Consider the following 16900-nt stretch of genomic DNA (forward strand, 5'->3'; position numbering starts at 1 on the left):
ACGCCGCGGACGACGGGGTCAGAGCGTGAACGCCACGTCCGCGACGAGCGCGCCCGGGACGCGCATGCTGGCGAGCGAGCGCCCACCGTAGGTCAGCGGGTCGAGGATCGTGTCGCGCTCGGCGGTGAGGCCGAGCAGGTTCGTGCCGAGCATGCGGTAGATCGTGTCGTCGAAGCGCAGGACGCCGATCGGCGCCACGATCTCGCCGTCCTCGACCTGGAAGCACGCGAAGCGCGTCATGCCGGTGACGCGCGCCTGCACGCGGTCCGAGTAGTTCAGGTAGTGCAGATTGCTCACCAGGATGCCGCGTCCGAGGCGACGCACGAGCTCGGCGCGCGGCACGTCGCCCGCGGCCATGTCGAGCGACTGCGGCGCCTCGTCCGCGCTCGCGCCGTTGCACGCGACCCCGAACTCCGCCGCCGAGCGCGGCGACACCAGGCTCTCGCGCAGCACGCCGCGCTCGATCAGCGCCACGCGCGGCGGACGGCGGAAGCCCTGCTCCTGGAAGTCCGGCGCGAAGCCGTTCGCCGTGTCCTCGGTGAGCGTCACGCTCGGGTGCAGCGTCGCGCCCTCCTCCGCCATGCGGACGAGCGGGCTCGTCTTGGTGCGCAGCGCGCGCAGGCTGAAGCCGCCCCAGCAGAGCATCCCGAGCAGCTCGGCGACGGCATCGGGCGCGAGCGCGACGTCGTAGCGTCCGGGCGGGAGCTGCACCGTCGGGCGCGCGAGCAGCTCGAGCTGCGCCGCGGCCTGCGCGACCTTGCGCTCGAGCTCGTCCGCGCTCCACTCGAGCCCCGCGTAGCTCGCCTTCACCGCGCGATCGCCGTCGAGATGGAAGCTCCAGTCGAAGTTGAAGCTCGTCTGCGTGAGCCAGCAGCGCTGCCCGCGCGAGCTCGCGTAGCCGACGTGCACGGGTCCGGCCGCCCAGAGGCCGACGAGGTCCCTCCCCTCGCCCGCGCGGCGCAGGCTCTCGAGCACCTCGGCGCGCTCGGGCAGACGCCCGGTGCGCGTCCGCTCGCTCGACGCGACCTCGTCGGGGTGCAGCAGCCAGGGATCCTCCGGCAGCGCGGCGCGCTGCTCGCGCAGCGTCCGCACGAGCTCGCCGAGCCGCGCGCGATCGACCTCGAGGTCGCCGGACAGCGTCAGCGTGCCGGCGGCGTGACGGCGTCCTTCGGCGAGGTCGAGCGTGAGCATGCGCTGCGTGACCGTCCCTGCTTGACGCACGGCGCCGCGGCTCAGGCGCACGAAGTCGGACTCCTCGGCCGCGAGCCCGAGGTCGAAGCTCTCGTCGCCGCGCAGCAGGGTGCTCGCGGCGCGCGCCAGCTCCTCGAAGTAGTCGCGCATGCCGTCAAGCACCTCCGAAGGTCTCGACGTTGCGGAACAGGCACGCGGGCGACGCGTGTCCGACGCGGATCACCTGATTGGGCTCGCCCTTGCCGCAGAACGGCGTGCCGAGCACCTGCACCGTGCTCTCGTCGCCGACCATCGCGAGGCTCCGCCAGAAGCTCGCCGACACGCCGCGGTAGTTCGGCTTCTTGACGACGTGGCGCAGCTCGCCGTCGACGATCACGCGTCCCCACTCGCAGCCGAACTGGAACTTGTTGCGCGAGTCGTCGATCGACCACGAGCAGTTGCTCTCCATGTAGACGCCGCGCTCGACGGCGCGCACCATGTCCTCGAAGCTCGACGTGCCGGGCTCGAGGTTGAGATTCGCCATGCGGTCGATCGGCGGACGGTTCCAGCCGTTGGCGCGCGCGTTGGCGACGCCCGGCAGCCCCGCGCGCGCCTGCGACAGCGCGCCGCCGAGCGGCTGCAGCAGGATGCCGTTGCGGATGATCCACGTGCGCTCGGCGGGCGTGCCCTCGTCATCGAAGGCGTAGCTCGCGAGCTCGCCCGCGCGCGTCGGATCGAAGGTGACGTTGAGCAGCTCCGAGCCGTAGCGGTAGCGGCCGAACATGTCCGGCGTGACGAAGCTCGTGCCGGCATAGTTGCGCTCGTCGCCGAGGATGCGGTCGAGCTCGAGCGGGTGCCCGATCGACTCGTGGATCTGCAGAATCATCTGGTCGGGCGCGAGCAGCAGGTCCTGCGTCGCGGTCGGGCAGTCGGGCGCGGCGAGCAGCTCGAGCGCCTGCTCGGCGACGCGCGGCGCGGCATCCAGGAAGCCGACGTCGTCGAGGATCTCGAGCCCGCCCTGACGCGCCATGTGGTGGCCGCCGAGGCTGCGCGTCACCGACTCGCCGTCCGCCGCCGCGGTCGCGCTCAGCATCGGCAGGAGGCAGTGGAAGGTCTGCCGGATCTCGCTGCCGGTGCTGGTGACGAGCAGCGTCGTGCTCTCGGTGCGCCACAGCGCCGCCGACCAGTCGACGATGCGCTCGTCGCGCTTCAAGCGCTCGCACTGCGCGCGCAGCAGGTCGACCTTGTCGGCGAGCGAGAGCGCGTCCCACGGCCGGCGCACGACGCTCTCGTACGTGCCACGCGCGGGCGCGCGCAGGAGACGCTCGAGGCACGCGCGGTCGAAGAGACCGTAGCGCCCGCTGCTCGCGGCCCAGGCGCGCGCCTGCTCGGCGGCGCGGCGCAGCCCCGCGTCGCTCACGTCGCAGGTCGCGGCGTAGCCGATGCCGCCCTGGTCGGCGACGGTCACCATCACGCCGAGGTCGAGCGTCGTGCGCGGCGGCTGCACGACGCCGCGCCGCACGGCGATCTGGTCGTCGCGCTCCTCGACCGCGCGCAGCGACCAGAACTCGGCGCGCGGCGCGAGCGCCGAGAAACGTCGGGCGAGCGACTCGAGCGACGCGGACACCGCGTGCAGGCTAGCGACGGGCGTCATCGCGCGCCATGGCGCGACGCGCGGCGCGACGCTCGCGAAGCTCGTCGAGCCAGCCCGCCAGCAGAAAGCCCAGCACGGTCGCGAGCGCGGTGAGGAAGACGTCCGACAGCGGGTCGAGCGTCAGCAGGTCGACCATGCGATCCGTGCTGAGCAGCCACTCCATCTGCTCGTCGCCGACGCGCAGGTCGAGGAGCCGGATCAGCGGCAGCAGGATGAACGCCTGCTGCGCGAGCCGCGCGGCGACCGTGACGAGGATGCCGATCCACCAGCGTCGCCGTCCGCCGAGCAGGCGGAAGACGAAGTAGCCCGCGCCGCCCCACACGAGCCCGTCGACGGCCAGCATGGCGGCGACCAGGACGACGAGCTCGGTCATCGGCGTACGCGGCTCGGCAGGTGGCTCGGCACGCGGCTCAGAACGGTAGCGATCGGTCCTCCGCGGCGTACGGCGCGCAGAACTCGGGATCGTCGCCGACCGCGAAGCCGACCGCGCGCGCCGCGGCGAGCGCGGTGCAGGCGACGTGGTCGCCGATCTTCGGGCTCACGTTGAAGATCGCGTTGTCGTTGTCGGGCGCGGCGGCCGCGACCTGCGGGTAGCCGCTCTCGGGCGCGATCAGGTAGCCGAGCTGGTCGTTGCCGAGGCCGAAGACGAAGTGCTCCCGGGCGTCGACGTTCTGCTCGAGCGTGAACTGGATCGCAGGGTAGCCCTCGCCCGGGACCGCGACGAACAGCAGGTCGCCGACGCGCGCCGCCGACACCAACGTCCCGACGGTCTCGCCGTCGAGCCACGGCGGCGAATCCTTGCGCGAGATCTGCTGGCCCAAAAACGACAGCGGGAAGAACGGGTTCGCGTACGGCTCGCGCAGGAAGAGCTGCGTCGCGGCGACGGTCGCGCCCTCGTGCGGTCGCGCGGCGGCGACGGCGTCGAGCACGCGCTGCTCGACGACGGCCGAGTACGCGTCGAGCTTCTCGACGTCGGTGTCGCCCGGCACGTCGCCGTCGCGCGGCTGCGTGCGGCCGACGTCCGCCACCATGACGAGCGCGGTCTCGACGCCGAGCCCGCGCTCGAGCGCGTCCGCGACCACCGCCGGCCAGTCGCCGGAGATCAGCGTGTTGCCGCCGCCCATGACGGTCGCGTGCGCCGCGTAGTTGACGAGCATGCCGAAGGGACGCGCGGGATCGCCGCCCGGGTCGGTCGCGAGCAGGACGCGCAGCTCGCCGTCGACCTGGTCGTTCGGCGGCTCCGAGAACTGGCTGCGGATGAGATCGGTTGCGTCGGTGGTGCCGGTCCACAGGCGCGCGGGACGGCGCGCGCTCCACGCGTCGAGGATCGCGCCGATCGTCTGCTCGCGCAGGAACTCGAGGTAGGTGTCGGGCAGCCCGCCCCAGACGCCGGTCGTGTCCGGTCCGGCGTGGCTGTGGCTCGAGCCGACGATCACCGCGGTGCGCGCGATCGCGCCGCCGGTCGCGCGCTCGACCTCGGCCGCGATGTCGACCGCGCCGTACGGACCCGAGCGGTAGGCGGCGAACGCGCCCTGCGTCTCGTTCTCGGCGAACGCGACCGCACCGCCCTCGCCTTCGACGACGAAGGCGCGCACGTGGATCGGCGCCAGCACGCCGGTCGACGGACGCTCCGGTCCGAAGCCGTAGCCACCGAGGTACACGCTGCCGTCGGGCGGCGCGGTCGCCGGGCTCGGCGTGATGTCGCGTCGCGCGACGCCGACCAGCAGCGCGGGCGCGCGCTCCGCGTCCGAGCATCCGAAGCAGAGCGCGGCCAGTACCAGCGCCGCGACCGCGTGCGATCGCCGCATGTTCCCTCCGATGACCTTCGGGCCGCGCTCGCGTGCGGCCGTCCGTCGCTCGAGCATGCTTGCGGCTCGCGGTTGCGCGTGCAAGCGCTCCCGCATGCTGCTCGAGCGCCCGGTGCGCCACGTCATCTGGGACATGGACGGTCTGCTGCTCGACACCGAGCGCTTCTACACCGAGGTGACGCAGCAGATCGTCGGCCGCTGGGGCAAGGTGTTCGACTGGTCGGTGAAGAGCCACATGGTCGGCCGACCGGCGATGGAGTCGGCGCGCTACCTGGTGGCGACGCTCGACCTGCCGATCACGCCCGAGGACTACCTGCGCGAGCGCGAGGAGCTGCTCGCCGCGCGGATGCCGAGCGCCGAGCCCATGCCCGGCGCCGTCGAGCTGACGCGCGCGCTGCGCGAGCGTGGCGTGCCGCAGGCGGTCGCGACCAGCTCGAACCGTCGCTTCTTCGAGCTCAAGACGACGCGCCACCGCGACTGGTTCTCGACCTTCGATGCCGTCGTGACCGGCGACGACCCGCGGATCGCGCGCGGCAAGCCCGAGCCCGACATCTTCCTGCTCGCGGCGCGCGAGCTCGGCGCGGATCCTGCGACCTGCCTCGTGCTCGAGGACGCGCCGTCGGGCATCGCCGCGGCGCGCGCGGCCGGCATGCAGGTGATCGGCGTGCCCTACCCGGGGATGGATGCGGCGCGGCTCGCGGCGGCGGACGTGGTGCTGGGGTCGCTGCGCGAGCTCAGGGTCGAGGATCTGCCGCTCGAGCCCGTGCGGTAGGTGGCGTTGCTCTGAACGTCGTCGCGGAGACTGGGCGATCGCGGCGCACGTGGAAGCGGTTCGAGAACTGGGACGCAGGCGCCTGAGGAGCCTTGCGATCGCGCGGATCACCACGCTCGGAGTGAGGGCGGTGCGCACGCAGGCCAACCACCGAGCTGCAGCTTCAGTCGCTCGGCTCCCTATCACCGCGTAGGAGCGGCCGCGGTCGCGACCGGTACCATGCCCTCGCCCTGTCGACGCCGCGCATGGTGCGCAACGCGTTGATTCATGTTCTTGCCAACGCTCGGAAGCACCTGCGCGCCGTGGCAGGCATCGATCCGTGCTCGTCGGGGCCCTGGGTTCGACGGCTATCGCGAGCAGCTTGCTCCACCGACGACGCCGCCGTCGACGCGTCCGGCACGCACGTGGCTCCTGCGGGTCGGGTGGCGACGGCACGGGCTCATTTCACGCGACGACGGGCCGCGACCACCCCTGGCGAGACACCCCGGAAGCCAACCTGCCGCCGCTCTGGACGCACGGAACTTGGCGCATCGCATGCACCACGTTCGCCCCGGCCTGCCTGAAACGCCCAGCGGGCCGGCGTGCGGGCAGCCCCTGCGCGCCCGCCGTCGCCGCTGCTGGTCGCGCGGTGGTCGCGCGAGCTCACGTCGTGCTCAGCGTCACCGTCGACGCGCCCAAACCGACGCGCTCACACCACCCGCTCCAAACCGGCTGCATCGCCGCGCAATTGGTCATACCAGTTGACCAGCAGATGAGCTGCTGCTAGGACGAGGCTCGTGCTGAGGCCCGTGCAGAAGCGCTCCCTTTCCGACGCCGTGTTCGAGCAGCTCCGCGAGCAGATCGTGCGCGGCGCCTTCCAGGCCGGCGACAGCCTGCCCGCCGAGCGCGCCCTGTGCGAGGCGCTCGGCGTCAACCGAGGCGCGGTGCGCGAGGCGCTGAAGCGGCTCGCGCAGGCGCGTTTGGTCTCGGTCCAGCACGGCGGCGCGTCGCGCGTCCTCGACTACCGCTCGTCGGCCGGGCTCGAGCTGCTCTCCGACCTGCTGGTGACCGAAGGCGGCTTCGATCCGAAGGTCGTGCGCAGCGTCATCGAGATGCGCTCGGCGCTCGCACCCGACATCGCGCGGCTCGCGGCGCTGCGCGGCGGCGAGCGCGTCGCGGACCTGCTCGAGCCGATCGTCGAGCGCATGCGCGCCGCGGGCGAGGACAACCGCACGCTGCAGACGCTCGCGATGGAGTTCTGGTCGGCGCTGGTCGACGGCACCGACAACGTCGCCTACCGCCTCGCCTACAACTCGCTGCGCCAGACCTACGAGAAGTGCATGGACATCCTGACCGGCGTGCTCGAGGACGAGCTGCGCGACCTGCGCAGCTACGCCGCGATCGCCGACGCCGTGCGCCGGGGCGACGCGAAGCGCGCGGAGCGCGTCGCGCGCACGCTCACGCGACGCGGCGAGGAGCGCCTGCTCGCCGCGGCCGAGCTGCTCGAGGCCGGCCGCAGCCCGAAGGGAGTTGCCGTATGACCGTCAGCGAGAGCCCGAACACGCTGCCCGCAGCCGCGCGCTGCTTCTTCCGCTACCTGAGCCCGCGGGTCCTCGTGACCGCGAGCGCCGTGACGCTCGGCGTCCGGCTCGCGCTCGACGGCTTCTCCTGGTGGGATCTCGCGATCGTCGCCGGCATCGTCGCCTTCTGGCCGCTGCAGGAGTGGCTGATCCACGTCTTCATCCTGCACTACAAGCCGATCACGCTGTTCGGCCGCACGATCGACTTCCCGGTGCCGCGCTCGCACCGCCGCCACCACCGCGATCCCTGGAACATCGACATCCTGTTCATCCCGTCGCACGTCTTCCTGTACGCGATCCCGCTCGAGTTCTTCCTCTGGATCACGCTCGCGCCGACGCTCGAGCTCGCCTTCACCGGGCTCGCGACGTTTTTCCTCTTGACGCTGCACTACGAGTGGGTGCACTACCTCGTGCACACGCGCTACCGGCCGAAGTCGTGGCTCTACGACCGGCTGTGGCGCAACCACCGCCTGCACCACTGCAAGAACGAGAACTACTGGTTCGGCGTCAGCATGCTGTCGGGCGACCGTCTGCTCGGCACCGCGCCGGCGCTGAACGAGGTGCCGACCTCGCCGACCTGCCGTACGCTCGGCCTCGAGGACACGCTCGGCGCGAGCAGCCCGGCGAACGCGTAATCGCGGCGGCGGCTTCTCTCGGCGCGGCGGCGCCGCTATCGAGAAGCGTGAGCGAAGCGCCGCCAAGCCCGCCCGCGCCGCGGTCTGCGCCGGTCCCAGAGATCGGCGGGCGCTGCGACCCGCGCTTCGCCGCCGTGCGCGACGCGTTCGCCGCCAACTTCGCGCAGCACGGCGAGGTCGGCGCGGCGGTGACCGTGGTCGTCGAGGGGCGCGTCGTCGTCGACCTGTGGGGCGGCCTCGCCGATCCCGCGCGCGGCACGCCGTGGCGCGAGGACACGCTGGTCAACGTCTTCTCGGTGACCAAGGCGCTGGTCACGATCTGCGCGCTGCGCCTCGTCGAGGAAGGTCGCCTCGGGCTCGACGAGCCGCTCGCGCGCGCCTGGCCGGGCTTCGCGGCCGCAGGCAAGGAAGGCGTCACGCTGCGCCAGGTGCTCGCGCACCGCGCCGGGCTGCCGGCGATCCGCGCGCCGCTTCCCGAGGGCGCGATGCTGGAGTGGGCGACGATGACGCGCGCGCTCGAGCGTCAAGCACCATGGTGGCCGCCCGGCACGCAGCACGGCTACCACGTCAACACCTTCGGCTTCCTGGTCGGGGAGGCGGTGCGCCGGGCGAGCGGCACGTCGATCGGGACGTTCCTGCGCGACGTGATCACGGGACCGCTCGGCGCCGACGTCCACCTCGGCGTGCCGCGCAGCGAGCACGCGCGGATCGCCACCTTCCTCTGGAACGCGACGCTGCCGTTCCCGCGCACCGACCCGACGATGCTGCCCGACGCCCAGGCGCTGCGCTACTGCGCGTACCTCAACCCGCCGGGGCTTTCCGGCGAGGACGGCTGGGTGAACCGGCCGGAGTGGCGCCTCGCCGAGATCCCGTCGGCGAACGGACACGCGACCGCGCGCGGCGTGGCGCGCGTCTACGCGGCGCTGGTCGCGGCGCTGCGCCACGGACGCGCGCTCGACGGCGTGCACGTGCTCGCGCGCGAGACGCTCGAGCAGGCGATCGTCGAGCACTCCTCGGGCATGGACCTGATCCTCGAGCGCCCGTCGCGCTTCGGGCTCGGCTTCCAGCTCACCCAGGCCGAGCGCCCGCTGGGTCCGAACCCGCGCGCCTTCGGCCACTTCGGCTCGGGCGGCGCGCTCGGCTTCTGCGACCCCGACGCCGACGTCGCGCTCGGCTACGTGATGAACGACATGGGGCCGCGCTGGCAGAACCCGCGCAACCGCGCGCTGCTCGACGCGGTCTATGCGAGTCTCTGAGCCGCGTCGCGGGCGCACGGGTGGGCGGCGTCGCCGAAGTCTTCGCGGCCCACTCGCGCTCCGTCCGTTCACGCGCCGCCGCTTCACGTCGGCCGGCTCCGCATGACATCATCCGCACGCGATGTCGGCGCCGTCGCGGCCCACGCTTGCGGGTGTGCATGCGTCGCACGCGGGTGCGCACGCGTGGCCCGCGCGTCGTGCGCGCGGTCGCGTCGTCCCCACTGGCCTCGACTTTGCAGCCGCGCACAGCGCCGAATGCTAGGCGCAAGTCGGCTCCGGCATCCGACGCCCCGTCTTGCAGCGAGAGGACCCGGCTTTGAAGAAGATCCAGCAGCGCGCGAGCGGCATCCTTCTCCACCCGACGTCCCTGCCCGGTCGCTTCGGCATCGGCGACCTCGGCCCCGAGACCAAGCGCTTCGTCGACTTCCTGGTGCGCACGGGCCAGACCTTGTGGCAGGTCCTGCCGCTCGGACCGACCGGCTACGGCGACTCGCCCTACCAGTGCTTCTCGGCGTTCGCGGGGAACCCGCTGCTGGTCAGCCTCGAGGGCCTGGTCGCGGACGGGCTCCTGTCCGAGGACGACCTGCGCGACCCGCCGCCCTTCCCCGAGGAGCGCGTCGACTACGCGGCGGTGATCCCGTACCGCATGGCGCTGCTCGCGCGTGCCGCCGAGGCCTTCCACCGCGGGCACGCGGGCGCGGCGCTCGCGCCCGACTTCGACGCCTTCTGCCGCGCGCAGACGCACTGGCTCGACGACTTCGCGCTCTTCATGGCGCTCAAGGAAGCGCACGAGCTGCGGACCTGGAGCGCGTGGCCGCGTCCGCTCGCGCGTCGTGAGCCCGACGCGCTCGCCGCGGCGCGCGAGCAGCACGCCGAGGCGATCTTCAAGCACAAATTCATCCAGTTCATGTTCTTCCGCCAGTGGGACGAGGTGCGGCGCTACGCGAACCAGGCGGGGGTGCGCATCATCGGCGACATCCCGATCTTCGTCGCCTACGACAGCGCCGACGTCTGGGCGCACCCCGAGCTCTTCTTCCTCGACGAGGAGGGCAAGCCGACGGTCGTCGCCGGCGTGCCGCCCGACTACTTCAGCGCGACCGGACAGCTCTGGGGCAACCCGCTCTACCGCTGGGACGTGCTCGCGCGGCAGGGCTACGCGTGGTGGCTCGACCGGCTGCGCACGACGTTCGCGCAGGTCGACATTCTGCGCATCGACCACTTCATCGGCATCCACCGCTACTGGGAGATCCCGGCGCGCGCCAAGACCGCGATCAAGGGACGCTACCGCCCCGGGCCCGGCGCCGACTTCCTGCAGGCGGCGCGCAACGCCCTCGGCGACCTGCCGATCATCGCCGAGGATCTCGGCGCGATCACGCCCGAGGTCGAGGAGCTGCGCGACGCCTTCGAGCTGCCCGGGATGAAGCTCCTGCAGTTCGCCTTCGACAGCGACGCGACCAACCCCTTCCTGCCGCACAACTACCCGCGGCGCTGCGTCGCCTACACCGGCACGCACGACAACGACACCACCGTCGGCTGGTTCCACGCCACGACGCCCGAGGAGCGCTCGAACGCGCAGCGCTACTTCGCGCGTAGCGGCGAGGACATCGCCTACGACTTCATCCGCGGCGTGCTGAGCTCGGTCGCCGACACCGCGATCATCCCGATGCAGGACGTGCTCTGCCTCGGCAGCGAGGCGCGCATGAACCACCCGGGACGCCCGTCGGGGAACTGGCAGTGGCGCATGCGCGCCGACGCGATCACCGACTGGCACGTCGGGCGGCTCGCCGAGATGGCCGAGCTCTACGGCCGCGCGCCCGAGAAGCCGGGCGCCGTCAAGAAACCATCGGCGGCGACCGGCACCGTGGTCCGGGCCGCGACCGACGGCGGGGCGCCCGACGAGGACGACGAGGACCTCGACGAGCCGCCGTCCGACGAGCGCGCGCCGAGGTGAGCGCGCGAGCCCCGAACGTCCGCAGCCGCACCGACCGTGCGCTGCAGCAGCGACGTGCGCAACGATCCTGCTCGCCGCACCTAGCTCGACTGCGCGCTGCGCACGGCAGCCTCCCCCTCGCCAGCCCCGTCTGCGCGCCCGCCCCGCCCGGCGCGCCAAAGATTCGGCCGACCCGCTTGTCTCCCCTTTGGTCGGCGATACGATCGTAGTGCTTTGCAGGATCACGCTTCTCCTGCCTCGGTCGATCTCGCAGACGACACAGCGCCACCGAACGAAGCGGCGACGCCATCTCTCGATGCGCGGCATCGTCGGCGCTGGGGAGCGTGGCTGGTGCTGCTGGCGCTGCTCGTCGGGCTGCGCATCGCGGCGCCCTTCGTCGTCGGGCCGTTTCTCGAGGAGCGTCTGTCGCGCGCGCTCGGCGCGCGCGTGCAGGTCGGCGACGTCAGCTTCGCGCCGATCGACGCGGTGGTCACGCTCGGCAACGTCCGCGTCGACCGTCCGGGCGCGCCGGCTTCCGACGGCGACGAGCTCGAGCCCGCGATCCACGCGGCGCGCGTGCGCCTCGACCTGCAGTGGCTGCCGCTGCTGCACCGCGCGCTCGTCGTGCGCGAGGTCGCGCTCGAGTCGGCGCGCATCGAGGTCGAGCGCACGGCGGACGGCGGCACGAGCCTCGACCGCTTGCTGAACGTCGACGCGGCGCCGGAGCTGCCGCCCGGCTGGAGCTTCGCGATCGACCGCGTGATGCTGCGCGACTCGCTCGTCCGCGTGCGCGACACGGGCGACGACGGCGCGCCGCTCGAGCTCGGGGTGCGCGACGCCGAGTTCTCGACCATGCGGCGGCGCGCAAGCGCGTTCAAGCGCGCGCCGAACCTGCACGTCGACGTGCTCGTCGAGGGCGGACGCATCCGCATCGACGGCACGACGGACGTGCTCGACGACGGCAGCCTCGTGGTGGACGCGCTCCTGCGCGTCAAGGACGTGCCGCTCGAGCGCCTGCGCGAGTACCTGCCGGAGCCAGGCGGCGCGCTCGTCGCCGGAAGGCTCTCGGGGCAGCTGCACTACCAGCGCGAGCCCGGACGGCGCGACACGCTGAGCGGCCGCCTGCGCGCGCGTCGCGTGACGGTGCACGTGCCGACGTTCGACGCGCCGGCCCTCGCGATCCGCCGCGTCGAGGCGGAGCTCGACAAGATCGATTTTCGCCGCCAGCGCGTCGTGCTCGAGGCGCTGACGCTGCACGGCGCACGGCTCGCCGTGCGTCCCGACCTGACGGCGCCGGTGCCGCTGTTCGACGCGACCGCCGTGCAGCCGGCCGCGACGGACGGCAAGCGGCGCGCGGCGAGCAGCGCCGCCGCGAGCCCGCGCTGGACGTGGTCCGTGGCGCGGTTTGCGGCGCCGTACGCGCGCGTCGAGGTCGTCGGCGCCGAGCCCGCGATCGTGCTTCCGGCGAGCGTCGTCGGCGAGAACCTCGGGCCCGCCGCGTACTGGTCGCCGCTGCGCGCGTGGCTCGGACGCGGCGACCAGATCGCGACCTTCGACGGCACCGCGCGCTTGACGCGCGGCTTCACGATCGACGGCCGCCTCACCGCCGACGGCATCGACGCCGCGCTGTTCGCGCGCGCGTTCAAGCTGCCGTTCGCGGAGCTCGTGCAGGCGGGCGTCGCCTCGGCCGATCTCACGGTCGACGTGGCGCCGGGCGCCACCGACGGTCCGCCGGTCGCCGTGCGCGGCAAGCTCGCGGTCGACGGGCTCTGGCTCGCAGCGCCCGATCCAGGACTGTTCGCGATCGGCGCCTCGACGCTCGAGCTGCAGCTCGACGGCGTCCGTCCGGCGGCGGGTCCGCGCGGCACGGTGCGTCCCGCGGCGCTGCACTTCCGCAGGGCGACCGTCCGGCGGCCGTACGTGCTCTTGACGCGCGCCCCCGACGGCTGGCTCGTGCCGCCCTTCGCCGAGGATCCGGCGCTGCTCTGGGCGCGTCTCATGCCCGTGCGCGCCGAGTCGGAATCGGCGCCCGAGACGGACGCGGCCGTCGTCCCCGCGGCCGCCGCGCCAGCCGAGCCGCCGGCGCCGTCGCCCGCGCAAACGCTCGATGCCGCGACACCGATCGTCCTCGGCGAGCTCACCACCATCGGCGGTCGCGTGATCGTGCTCGACTTCGCGCACGAGCGGCGCACCGCGCTCGACGTCGATCTGCTCGAGGGCTGGGCGCGCGACGTCCGCCTGCCCGGGCTCGGGGCGTCGCAGCTCGTCGTGCAGGGCCGCGACCGCCGCCTCGGACGGATGACGGTCGCGGCATCGCGCTCCGGCGGCACGAGCGAGATCGAGCTCTCGGCGCAGGACGTGCCGCTCGCCGCGCTCACGCCGTACCTGCAGCAGGCGGAGCTGCCCTACGGCTTCGCCGGCGGGACCGCGCGCTTCCTCGCGCGCATCTGGCTGCGTCAGGACGGCTGGAGCGCCGACGCGACGGTCGCTCTGCAGCGCCCCGAGATCGTCGGCGACGAGGACGCGCTGCGACGCGCGCTCGGCATGCCGGTGCGCGACGCGATCGCGACGCTGCGCGACTCCGACGGCGACATCACGCTGCGCCTCACGCTCGGCTCGCGCGGCGACGTGCCGACCATGGTGGCGAGCGCGCTGCGCTCGGCGGTCACGCGCGCGCGGCTCGCGCCGCTCCCCGACAGACCGATCGAGATCCGCTTCGCGCCCGGCAGCGACGAGCTCGGCGTTCGCGCCAAGCAGGAGCTCGGCGAGATCGCCTACCTGCTCGCGTCGCGAAGCGACGCGGTGGTCGAGCTCAGCAGCACGGTGTCCGAGCACGACCGGCGCTTCCTCGCCGAGCAGGCCGCGGCGCAGTACCTCGAGGAGCCGGAAGGATTCATGGGCGTGCTGCGCGTGTTCGGCGTCCGCGATCAGGACACGCGCATCCGCGAGGCGCTCGCCGAGCGGCGCGCGGGACGGCCCGGACGGCTCAGCCCCGAGGACGAGGCGGTGCTGCGCGAGATCGTGGCGGCGGCTCCGCCGATCGATCCGCACCGGCTGACGGCGCTGGCGCGCGCGCGGGTCGCGAAGGTCGCACGCGAGCTCGTCGACCGGCACGGCGTCGAGCCCTCGCGCATCATGGTGAACGAGGTGTCGCCGACGGCAGCGAGCGCCGGGCCGCCCACCGTGCGGGCGTCGGTCGAGCTCGACACGACGCTCGAGGCGTCGGCGACGCGCGCGGAGGTGCGGCGATGGTGAGGCTCGCGCTGCGGATCGTGCTGTGGACGATCGTCGGCGCGACGCTGCTCGTCCTGCTCGCGGCGGTCGCCGTGTGGCGCGAGCTCACGCAGGACCTGCCCGCGGTCACCGAGCTGCTCGACTACCGGCCGCCGACGGCGACGCGGGTGTACGCGTCCGACGGCACGCCGATCGGCGAGTTCTACGTCGAGCGGCGCTACCTCGTGCCGATCGCGGCGATCCCGGAGCACGTCAAGCGCGCATTTCTCGCCGCGGAGGACGCCGAGTTCTACCAGCACCGCGGCATCGACCCGATGGGCATCGCGCGCGCGATCGTCGCGAACGTCCGCTCGGGTCAGATCGTGCAGGGTGCGAGCACGATCACGCAGCAGGTCGTCAAGCAACTCCTGCTGTCGCCGGAGCGGAGCTTCGAGCGCAAGTCGAAGGAGATGATCCTCGCGATCGAGCTCGAGTCGAAGCTCACCAAGGACGAGATCTTCTACCTCTACCTGAACCACATCTACTTCGGCTCCGGGACCTACGGCATCTCGGCCGCGTCGCGCTCGTTCTTCGACGTCGAGCCGGCGTCGCTGACGCTCGCGCAGGCGGCGCTGCTCGCGGGCTTGCCGAAGGCGCCGAGCCGCTACGATCCGCGCCGCTACCCCGAGGCCGCGCGTCGCCGTCAGCGCTACGTCCTCGATCGCATGCTCGCGGTCGGCTTCATCACGCCCGAGGAGCACGCCGTGGCGCTCGCCGAGCCGCTGACGATCGCCGAGCGCAAGTCGGTGCGCTACGAGGCCGCGCCCTGGTACGTCGACCACGTCCGCACGCTGCTCGAGGAGGAGTACGGCAGCGCGTTCGCGACGCTCGGCCTGCAGGTGCAGACCGCGCTCGACCTCCGGCTGCAGGCGATCGCCGAGGAGGTGCTGCGCGACGGCCTCACGAAGATCGAGCGCCGGCTCGGCAAGCGGCGCGTCGTGCGGCGGATCGCCGCGGACGAGATCGAGGACTTCCTCGCCCGGCAGCGTCGAAGCCGCACGCCCGACGGTCCGCAGGAGGCGGTGGTCACCAGCGTCGACGCGAACGCGGTGCACATCCGCACGCCGTGGGAGGACGGCATCGTGCCGCGCACCGAGGATGCGGCGAAGCGCGCCACGAGCTCGTTCAAGCGCGGCGACGTGATCTCGGTCGATCCGGTCGCGCGCGGCGACGACGGCGTCATGCGGTTCGCGCTCGACACCGACCCGCAGCTCGAGGGCGCGCTGGTCGCGATCGACCTCGAGACCGGCGAGGTCAAGGCGATGGTCGGCGGCGTCGACTACCGACGCAGCCAGTTCAACCGCGCGGTGCAGGCGCGTCGTCAGCCGGGATCCGCGTTCAAGCCGTTCGTCTACGCGGCGGCGATCGACAACGGCTACACCGCGACCACCATCGTGCAGGACGCGCCGCTCTCGCTGCCCGACGGACGGCGCGGCCGCTGGACGCCGAAGAACTTCGACCACCGCTACATGGGCGCGGTGCCGCTGCGGACGGCGCTCGTCAAGTCGCTGAACACGGCGTCGATCCGGGTGGCGATGGACGTGGGCATCGACCGCCTGCGCGAGCACCTGCGCATCTTCGGCTTCCCGACCGAGTTCCCGCGCCACCTGTCGCTGGCGCTCGGCACGAGCGAGGTGACGCTGCTCGACCTGACGCGCGCCTACGGCGTCTTCGCCACGATGGGACAGCGCTTCGATCCGGTCTTCATCACCTCGGTGCGCGACGCGTACGGACAGCCGAGCGACTTCCCCGGCACGCGGCCGCGCTTCACGCGCGTGCTCAACCCGGCGACCGCCTACGTCGTCACCGACATGATGCGCGGCGTGATCGAGGCCGGCACGGCGCGCGAGGCGAAGAAGCTCGGGCGTCCGGCGGCCGGCAAGACCGGCACGACCAACGAGTCGATGGACGCGTGGTTCGTCGGCTTCACGCCGGAGATGCTGGTCGGCGTCTGGGTCGGCTTCGACGCCGAGCGCACGCTGGGCTCGTTCACCGGCGGACGCGCCGCCGCGCCGATCTGGACCGAGTTCATGGAGCGCGCGCTCGAGGGCCGCCCGGTGCGCGACTTCCCGCAGCCGGACGACGTCAAGATGGTGCGCATCGACGCGGCGACCGGGCTGCTCGCGGTCAAGGGGCGCGCGTCACGGATGCAGGCGTTCGTCGCGGGCACCGAGCCCAAGCGCTCGGCGCCGCGCGCGGAAGAAACTTCGGACGAGATCCATGACGCCTCCGTCGATCACTAGTTCGTCGTCCGCGCATCGTTCGACCGTCGAGCTCGAAAATCGGCCACACGATGTCGAAGCGTCCGATCTCCCGAAGGTCGTTGACTGGAGATCGCCCCGCTAGTACCGCCGAGGAAACGTCGGCGAGCCACCTTCGATCGACGCCATCGCAGCCGGGGCCCCCGGGACGTCGCGGCGAACGCGGCAACGCGCCTGCCGCGAGGTGATCGACGAGACGTCGTCGCAAGCGATTCGTTCACGATCTGCATCGTCAGCGCGTAGACGCTGACCTACATGGCCCAAGACGCGAGATCGCGCGTGCGCGATGCGACTCCATCCGCACTGCCCGGTGATGCGCATGGACGGGACCGCGATGGACGAAGGAGCGCTGCCTCTCCGCACGACCTCGACGCCTGCTCGGCGAGCCCGGCGCAGCGTCCGCGCGTGCGAACGGCGCGGTGCACGTCGTGCGATGCCGCCGCGGCGTGACGCGCCCTCGCGCGGCGCCGCGCCGGCAGTCATCGTCTGGCTCGCCTTGCTCGTGCTGCCTTGCGACGGCGTCGCGCAGAGCGACGTCGACCTCGCCAAGCAGTCGCAGAACCCGGTCGCGACCTGATCTCG

12 protein-coding genes are annotated in these 16900 nt (G+C 72.7%); 8 read left to right on the forward strand and 4 right to left on the reverse strand.

All coding sequences use genetic code 11. The features are described from left to right. Nucleotides 1-18: 18 nt before the first annotated feature. The 4 genes from VIS07_09920 to VIS07_09935 are packed head-to-tail and all read right to left on the reverse strand — an operon-like array spanning nt 19 to nt 4632. A complete protein-coding gene (locus VIS07_09920; protein ID HEY8515815.1) occupies nt 19-1341 on the reverse strand; it encodes a metallopeptidase TldD-related protein in 1323 nt (440 codons plus the stop codon). A 4-nt stretch (nt 1342-1345) separates the two neighbouring features. Further along, on the reverse strand, nt 1346-2824 hold the full coding sequence (locus VIS07_09925) for a TldD/PmbA family protein (protein HEY8515816.1): 1479 nt from the start codon (nt 2822-2824) through the stop codon (nt 1346-1348). Beyond that, nucleotides 2808-3197, reverse strand: coding sequence for a hypothetical protein (locus VIS07_09930; GenBank protein HEY8515817.1), 390 nt, complete (start codon nt 3195-3197; stop codon nt 2808-2810). The genes VIS07_09925 and VIS07_09930 overlap by 17 nt, the downstream gene beginning before the upstream one ends. Nucleotides 3198-3234: 37 nt before the next feature. Beyond that, a complete protein-coding gene (locus VIS07_09935) occupies nt 3235-4632 on the reverse strand; it encodes a hypothetical protein (protein HEY8515818.1) in 1398 nt (465 codons plus the stop codon). 94 nt (nt 4633-4726) lie between these two features. On the opposite strand from VIS07_09935, the gene VIS07_09940 reads away from it, so the two are divergent. From VIS07_09940 to VIS07_09975, 8 genes are all read left to right on the forward strand, one after another. Next, entirely contained in the window at nt 4727-5404 is a 678-nt protein-coding gene (locus tag VIS07_09940; GenBank protein ID HEY8515819.1) for an HAD-IA family hydrolase, read from the forward strand. Between the two features lie 776 nt (nt 5405-6180). Further along, a complete protein-coding gene (locus VIS07_09945) occupies nt 6181-6924 on the forward strand; it encodes a GntR family transcriptional regulator (protein HEY8515820.1) in 744 nt (247 codons plus the stop codon). After that, nucleotides 6921-7598 (forward strand): sterol desaturase family protein, encoded by a 678-nt coding sequence (locus tag VIS07_09950; protein ID HEY8515821.1) that lies wholly within the window; start codon nt 6921-6923, stop codon nt 7596-7598. Before VIS07_09945 ends, VIS07_09950 begins: the two co-directional genes overlap by 4 nt. 47 nt (nt 7599-7645) lie before the next feature. Continuing rightward, on the forward strand, nt 7646-8854 hold the full coding sequence (locus VIS07_09955; GenBank protein HEY8515822.1) for a serine hydrolase domain-containing protein: 1209 nt from the start codon (nt 7646-7648) through the stop codon (nt 8852-8854). A 316-nt stretch (nt 8855-9170) separates the two neighbouring features. Next, a complete protein-coding gene (malQ, locus tag VIS07_09960; GenBank protein HEY8515823.1) occupies nt 9171-10805 on the forward strand; it encodes a 4-alpha-glucanotransferase in 1635 nt (544 codons plus the stop codon). 330 nt (nt 10806-11135) lie between these two features. Then, the gene (locus VIS07_09965; protein HEY8515824.1) at nt 11136-14039 is read left to right on the forward strand and encodes a DUF748 domain-containing protein; all 2904 of its coding nucleotides are present in this window, start codon (nt 11136-11138) and stop codon (nt 14037-14039) included. After that, nucleotides 14033-16300: a PBP1A family penicillin-binding protein gene (locus VIS07_09970; GenBank protein HEY8515825.1), complete on the forward strand. Its 2268-nt coding sequence runs from the start codon at nt 14033-14035 to the stop codon at nt 16298-16300. Before VIS07_09965 ends, VIS07_09970 begins: the two co-directional genes overlap by 7 nt. A gap of 451 nt (nt 16301-16751) precedes the next feature. Next, nucleotides 16752-16895 (forward strand): hypothetical protein, encoded by a 144-nt coding sequence (locus VIS07_09975; GenBank protein ID HEY8515826.1) that lies wholly within the window; start codon nt 16752-16754, stop codon nt 16893-16895. Nucleotides 16896-16900 lie beyond the last annotated feature (5 nt).

Source organism: Candidatus Binatia bacterium (assembly GCA_036563615.1).
Taxonomy (GTDB): domain Bacteria; phylum Desulfobacterota; class Binatia; order UBA12015; family UBA12015; genus DATCMB01.